The following is a 6,320-nucleotide window of genomic DNA, read 5'->3' on the forward strand; positions in this document are numbered from 1 at the left end:
CCTTAATTTTTTAGGTGGAGTGTATGTAGTAGGAGGAATTATATGTTACAAGAAAATAATCAAAGTTATGATGCGAGTCAAATACAGGTTCTAGAAGGTCTTGAAGCTGTAAGAAAAAGACCTGGAATGTACATAGGAAGTACAAGTTCAAGGGGATTACACCATTTAGTATATGAAATAGTAGACAATAGTATAGATGAGGCTTTAGCTGGTTATTGTGATACAATCAAAGTTTATATACATAAAGATAATTCAATAACAGTTTCAGATAATGGTAGAGGTATGCCAGTTGGAATGCATCCTAAAATGCATAAACCAACAGTTGAAGTAATAATGACAGTTCTTCATGCTGGGGGAAAATTTGGAGGCGGTGGATATAAAGTATCTGGTGGTCTTCATGGAGTTGGTGCATCAGTTGTTAATGCTCTATCAGAACAGTGTGAAGTTACTGTATATAGAGATGGTGAAGTTTGGAAACAAAGTTATGAAAGAGGTAATGTAACTAGTGACCTTGAAAAAATAGGTGAAACGGACAGACATGGAACAACTGTTCATTTTAAGCCAGATAGAGAAATCTTTGAAGAAACAGTATATGATGTTGAGATACTAGAACAAAGATTAAGAGAATTGGCATTTTTAAATAAAGGTATAAGAATAGAATTAATAGATGAAAGAGAAGAAGAAGTTAAGGCAGAAGAATTCCATTATGAAGGTGGAATAAAATCATTTGTTTCTTACTTAAACAGAAATAAAGAAGCCTTATATCAAGAACCTATTTATGTTGAAGGTGAAAAGGATGAAATAATAGTTGAAGTAGCATTACAATACCACGATGGATTTAACGAAAATATATTCACCTTTGCCAACAACATAGATACCATTGAAGGTGGAACTCACTTAGCAGGATTTAAAACAGCTTTAACTAGGGTAATAAATGATTATGCTAGAAAGTTTGGTCATATCAAAGAAAATGATAAAAACCTTTCAGGAGATGATATAAGAGAAGGACTAACAGCTGTTATATCTGTAAAAATAACAGACCCTCAATTTGAAGGGCAAACTAAGACAAAGTTAGGTAATACTGAAGTTAGAAGTGCAGTTGATTCAATAGTTGGTCCAGGAATCGCTAGTTTCTTAGAGGAAAATCCAGCTGTGGGTAAAATCATAGTAGAAAAGGCATTACTTGCTTCAAGAGCAAGAGAAGCGGCTAGAAAAGCAAGAGAATTAACTAGAAAATCAGTTTTAGAAAGAAGTTCATTACCAGGAAAACTTGCTGACTGTTCTTCAAAAGACCCTAGAGAGTGTGAAGTTTACATAGTCGAAGGGGATTCAGCGGGTGGTTCAGCTAAGCAAGGAAGAGATAGGAAATTCCAAGCAATTTTACCTTTAAGAGGTAAAATAATGAACGTTGAAAAACAAAGATTAGATAAAATTTTAGGTTCTGATACTATAAGATCATTAGTAACTGCAATTGGAGCAGGTATAGGACCAGAATTTGATATAGAAAAGATTAGATATAATAGAATAATAATAATGACCGATGCCGATGTTGATGGAGCTCATATTAGAACATTATTATTAACATTCTTCTATAGATACATGAGAGAATTAGTAGAAGGTGGACACATTTATATAGCACAACCACCACTATACAAAGTATCTAAAGGTAAGAAAGAAAGCTATGCTTACTCAGATAATGAATTAGAAGTAGCATTAGAAGAACTTGGCGGTAAGGATAGTACAGTAAATATCCAAAGATATAAAGGTCTTGGAGAAATGAATGCTTCTCAATTATGGGAAACAACAATGGATCCAGATAAGAGAATTTTATTAAGAGCAAGTGTAGAAGATGCTATGGCAGCAGATGAGATATTTACAATTCTTATGGGAGATAAAGTTGAGCCTAGAAGAGAATTCATTCAAAAGAACGCTAAGAAAGTAAGTAATTTAGATATATAGTACTAATACGAGGTGAATCACATGAATTTTAATGAGGGAAAAGTTATACCCATAGATATAAATAATGAAATGAAGAAGTGCTATATCGACTATGCAATGAGTGTTATAGTAGGCCGTGCGCTTCCTGATGTTAGAGATGGGTTAAAACCAGTTCATAGAAGAATACTTTATTCAATGCAAGAACTAGGATTAACACCTGAAAAAGGTTATAGAAAATGTGCGAGAATAGTCGGTGAAGTTTTAGGTAAGTATCATCCACATGGTGATTCTTCTGTTTATGAAGCCTTAGTAAGAATGGCTCAAGATTTTTCAATGAGAGAAATGCTTGTAGATGGTCATGGTAACTTTGGTTCAGTTGATGGAGATTCAGCAGCGGCAATGAGATATACAGAAGCTAAGATGACTAAAATAGCTACAGAAATGCTTAGAGATATAAATAAGAATACAGTAGATTTTATTCCTAACTTTGATGGTGAGGAAAAGGAACCTGTTGTACTTCCTTCAAGATATCCTAACCTTTTAGTTAATGGATCATCAGGTATAGCAGTCGGTATGGCAACAAATATACCACCTCATAACTTAGGTGAAGTTATAGATGGAACTATTGCATTAATAGATAATGATGAATTAACATCTTTAGAACTTATGACTTACATACAAGGACCAGACTTCCCAACATCAGGTATAATAATGGGAAGAGCAGGAATAAGAGCTGCTTATGAAACTGGAAAAGGTAAAATAGTAGTAAGGGCTAAAGCTGAAATTGAAGAAGAAAACGGTAGAAATAAAATTATTGTTACAGAACTACCTTATCAAGTAAATAAGGCTAAACTTATTGAAAATATTGCAGACTTAGTAAAAGATAAAAAAGTAACTGGTATATCAGATTTAAGAGATGAATCTGATAGAGAAGGTATGAGAATAGTTATAGAACTAAAAAGAGATGCTAATGCAAATGTAGTTCTAAACACTTTATATAAACATACTAAAATGCAAGATACTTTTGGAGTTATTATGATTGCCTTAGTAGATAATGAACCTCAGGTTTTAAATCTAAAGCAAGTATTAACTCATTATATAAACTTCCAAAAAGAAGTTATAACAAGAAGAACTGTATTTGAATTAAATAAGGCTAAGGAAAGAGCTCATATTTTAGAGGGATTAATAATAGCTTTAGATAATATTGATGAGGTTATAAGAATAATAAGAGAATCAAAAACAGCAGAAATAGCTAAGAATACTCTTGTTGAAAAATTCTCATTAAGTGAAAAGCAAGCAGTAGCAATTCTTGAAATGAGATTAAGAAGATTAACTGGCTTGGAAAGAGATAAAATACAAGCTGAATATGATGAACTTATGAAGCTTATAAACTACTTAAATGAAATTTTAGGTAGTGAAGCTAGACTTCTAGAAGTAATCAAAGAGGAGCTTTTAGCAATTAAAGCTAAGTTTGCTACTGAAAGAAAAACTCAAATAGAAAAACAAGCTAATGAAATAGATATAGAAGACTTAATACAAGAAGAAGATGTTGTTATAACACTTACACATGGTGGATATATTAAGAGAATATCAGCAGATACTTATTCAGCTCAAAGAAGAGGTGGTAAGGGAATTCAAGCCATGACAACAAAAGAAGACGACTTTGTTGAACATGTATTTGTAACATCAACTCACTCTGATGTATTATTCTTTACTAACTTAGGTAAAGTTTATAAACTTAGAGCTTATGAAATACCAGATGCAGGAAGAGTTGCTAAGGGATTAAACCTAGTTAACTTAATACAATTAGACCCAGATGAGAGAATTGAAACTGTGTTAACATTAAAAGATGATGACATAAAAGATGATGCTTATCTATTTATGGGTACTAAAAATGGTATAGTTAAGAAAACACCTTTAACTGATTTCAGAAACATAAGAAAATCAGGTCTTATAGCTATTAGCTTAAGAGAAGGTGATGAGCTTCTAAGAGTAAAACTTACTCATGGAGATGCTGATATAATAGTTGTAACTAGAAATGGATACTCTATTAGATTTAATGAGCAAGATGTTAGACCTATGGGTAGAACTGCTTCAGGGGTTAAGGCTATTACTCTAAGAGATGGAGATATAGCTGTATGTATGGATATAGCTGTATCAGACGAAAAACTTTTAGTTATAAGTGAATTTGGATATGGTAAGAGAACTAGTCTAACTGAGTACAAAGTACAAGGTAGAGGTGGAATGGGTCTAATAACATATAAATTGTCAGATAAAACAGGGGTTGTAGTTGGTGCAACAGTATGTAAAGATGATGATGAAATAATGCTTATAAATAATAGTGGTGTTGCTATAAGAGTTAATGTAGCAGATATATCTACAACAAGCAGAGCTACTATGGGAGTTAAAGTAATGAGAACTCTAGAAGAAGAGGAAGTTGTTGCTATAGCTAAAATACCAGCTAGTGAAAAGCTTGAAGATGATGAGAATGAAAATGTAGAAAATGAAGAAGTCGCTGATGAAACTGTTTCTAATAATGGTTTAGAACAATTATTAGAAAGAGCTGAGGAAAGCGAAGAATAAAATAAACTGATATTTAAGTTGGATAAAAGAAAGTAGGTAGAGATATATCTTTGCCTACTTTTTTTCTTAAATAATATTCTATGAAACTATTTTGTATAGACGAATATAGTATTAGTATATAAAAAAATATTATTATTTAATTTATTGTGGATAATTTTATGGAGATATTAGAGAGGTCAAAATGAAGAAAATATTTATTACAGATATTGATGGAACTTTAATACATTATGACGAAAGAGATGGAGAAAATATAGCCGCCTTTAAAAGATTAAAAGAGAATGACAATATAGCTGTGGCTTGTACAGGAAGATCTTTAGAAGGGGTTGAAATGGTAGAAAAAGAACATGAAATTAAATTTGATTATTATATAGTTCTAAATGGAGCTATGATTTTAGATTCTGAAAAAAATATAGTTCATAGGAAAGAAATAAGAAATAAAGATGTTTATAATATTATAAATTCTATTAAATCAGAATTTTTGAACATAAGTGTAAATAATGGTGAGAAGTATTATTTAGTACATGGAAATGGAGAAAATCTAATAAAAGAAGATGATGGCTTTAAATTAGAATCTTTAAATTTAGAAGAAGTATTAAATCAAAATATATTAGCTATAGCAATACATTATAAAAAAGAAGATGGTAAGTATATAGAACTACTAGAAGAGATATGCAAAATGGTAAATAGTCAATATGGCGATTTTATGGTTGCTTATAGAAATAATCATTTTATAGATATAGTACCAAAAGGATGTTCTAAAGGAGAAGGTGTGAAGTATATAGAGGAGTTATTTAAAATAGATAGTAAAGATATATTTACTATTGGAGATTCAGGAAATGATATATCCATGTTAAGTGGCCAAGAAAATAGTTTTACTTTTGATTATGCTGAAGAAGAAATAAAGAAACATGCTAAGTATGTAATAAGTAGTTTTTCAGAATGTATTGATAATTACGTATTAAAAAAATAATATAATTTTAAAGTTGGACAACCTATAAGATTGCTAATGTAAAGTAATCTTATAGGTTCATTAATTTTTAGTGGAAATTTTTTTCGAATTTAGAACAATTATTAAAAAAATATATAGTGACATATTAAAAAAATAATTAAATTTGTAGTGAAATAGAGTAATTTAGTTAAAGAAAAAAGACTTCATTTCAGAAGATTAATGAGAAAAGTTATATTTTCTAAGTACATCTTTTCCTGGTGTATCATATATATAAAAATAAAGAAAAAGAGAGAAAAATTAAGAATAAGATACTTTATTTATTTAAATAAGCTAATTAATATATGAAGTAGGGAGTATATCATGATAAGATAAATCTCGTCGCTGAGATGCGCAACAAAATAACTTAAAAGTTTCGAAAAAAACTTTAAAAAAAATGTTGACAAAGAATGCGATTGATGGTAACATAAAGAAGTCGCTTGAGAGCGACAGAGTAAAAATGATATTTGAAAATTAAACAGACGAATTTATTATAAACCAGCAATTCTTTTATGTTTTTAAATTAAAAGCGAAAGCTTGAGATTAAACTTTTATTTGAGAGTTTGATCCTGGCTCAGGATGAACGCTGGCGGCGTGCCTAACACATGCAAGTCGAGCGATGAAATTTCCTTCGGGAAATGGATTAGCGGCGGACGGGTGAGTAACACGTGGGTAACCTGCCTCATAGTGGGGGATAGCCTTCCGAAAGGGAGATTAATACCGCATAACATCATTAGATGGCATCATTTAGTGATCAAAGGATTTATTCGCTATGAGATGGACCCGCGTCGCATTAGCTAGTTGGTAAGGTAAT

3 protein-coding genes are annotated in these 6,320 nt (G+C 31.0%); all 3 read left to right on the forward strand.

Annotated elements, in window-relative coordinates; genetic code table 11:
* The first annotated feature begins 42 nt into the window (after positions 1-42).
* Positions 43-1,959, forward strand: a complete 1,917-nt coding sequence (gyrB, locus tag ARA19_RS16480; protein WP_055072003.1) for a DNA topoisomerase (ATP-hydrolyzing) subunit B — start codon at positions 43-45, stop codon at positions 1,957-1,959.
* Between the two features lie 21 nt (positions 1,960-1,980).
* Positions 1,981-4,521 carry a DNA gyrase subunit A gene (gene gyrA / locus ARA19_RS16485; RefSeq protein ID WP_055072004.1) on the forward strand — a complete coding sequence of 847 codons (2,541 nt, stop codon included), beginning with the start codon at positions 1,981-1,983 and terminating at the stop codon, positions 4,519-4,521.
* A 181-nt stretch (positions 4,522-4,702) separates the two neighbouring features.
* The gene (locus ARA19_RS16490; RefSeq protein ID WP_055072005.1) at positions 4,703-5,491 is read left to right on the forward strand and encodes an HAD-IIB family hydrolase; all 789 of its coding nucleotides are present in this window, start codon (positions 4,703-4,705) and stop codon (positions 5,489-5,491) included.
* The last annotated feature ends 829 nt before the right edge of the window (positions 5,492-6,320 follow it).

Source organism: Clostridium massiliamazoniense, assembly GCF_001403635.1.
Classification (GTDB): Bacteria; Bacillota; Clostridia; order Clostridiales; family Clostridiaceae; genus Sarcina; species Sarcina massiliamazoniense.